This is a genomic window from Micromonospora sp. KC207, from assembly GCF_004348615.1.
Taxonomy (GTDB): Bacteria; Actinomycetota; Actinomycetes; order Mycobacteriales; family Micromonosporaceae; genus Micromonospora.
Map to the genome: position 1 here is coordinate 1 of NZ_SMKJ01000597.1, position 1,201 is coordinate 1,201.

1 protein-coding gene is annotated in these 1,201 nt (G+C 69.0%); it reads left to right on the forward strand.

What is annotated here, in order from left to right; genetic code table 11:
- Positions 1–105: 105 nt before the first annotated feature.
- Positions 106–1,201: endo-1,4-beta-xylanase (locus E1258_RS32730; protein ID WP_132407857.1), on the forward strand; the 1,096-nt coding region annotated here is incomplete at its 3' end.

Genomic DNA, 1,201 nt, shown 5'->3' on the forward strand with positions numbered 1-1,201 from the left:
GAGTTGGGTGGTTGACGGTGGGGGGTGATGGTGTCAGGATGTCGGGAGCGCTCCCATCGTCTCGTCGTCGCCGTGCTGGCGACTCATACGAAGGACAGGGAACGCATGCGCATCCACCACCTCACCCGCCGGCGCGCCCGGTCGGGCCTGCTGGCTGGCCTGCTCGCCGCCGCGAGCGTGCTCGCCCTGGGCGTCACCGTCGCCCAGCCCGGCACCGCCGAGGCCGCCGCCAGCTTGAAGAGCCTCGCCGACGCCAAGGGCCGCGACATCGGCTTCGCCCTGGACCCCAACCGGCTCCCCGAAGGCCCGTACAAGCAGATCGCCGACGCCGAGTTCAACCTCGTCGTCGCCGAGAACGCGATGAAGTGGGACGCCACCGAGCCGAACCCGAACCAGTTCACCTTCGGCCAGGGCGACGCGGTCGTCAACTACGCCGCGAGTGGTGGCAAGAAGGTGTACGGCCACACCCTGGTCTGGCACAACCAGATGCCCAACTGGACGGCGAACCTCTCCGGTCCGGACCTGCTCGCCGCGATGAAGAACCACATCGCCAAGGTGGCCGGCCACTTCAAGGGCAAGATCGTCGCCTGGGACGTGGTGAACGAGGCGTTCGCCGACGGCGGCTCCGGCGGACGCCGGGACAGCATCCTGCAGCAGCGGATCGGCAACAGCTGGATCGAGGAGGCGTTCCGCGCCGCCCGCGCCGCCGACCCGGGTGCGAAGCTGTGCATCAACGACTACAGCACCGACGGGATCAACGCCAAGAGCACCGCGATCTACAATTTGGTCAGGGACTTCAAGGCCCGGGGCGTGCCGATCGACTGCGTCGGCTTCCAGGCGCACCTGATCATCGGGCAGGTCCCCGGCGACATGCAGGCCAACCTCCAGCGCTTCGCCGACCTCGGCGTCGACGTGCGGGTCACCGAGTTGGACATCCGGATGTCCACCCCGGCGAACGCCACCAAGCTGGCCACGCAGGCCGCTGACTACAAGAAGGTCGTCAACGTCTGCCTCGCGGTGGCCCGGTGCGCCGGCGTGACCGTCTGGGGCATCACCGACAAGTACTCCTGGATCCCGGGAGTCTTCCCCGGCGAGGGCGCCGCGCTGATCTGGGACGAGAACTACGCGCCGAAGCCCGCGTACCAGGCGGTGGCCGATGCCCTCGGCAGCGGCCCCACCCCTGTGCCGACCACCCCCGTAC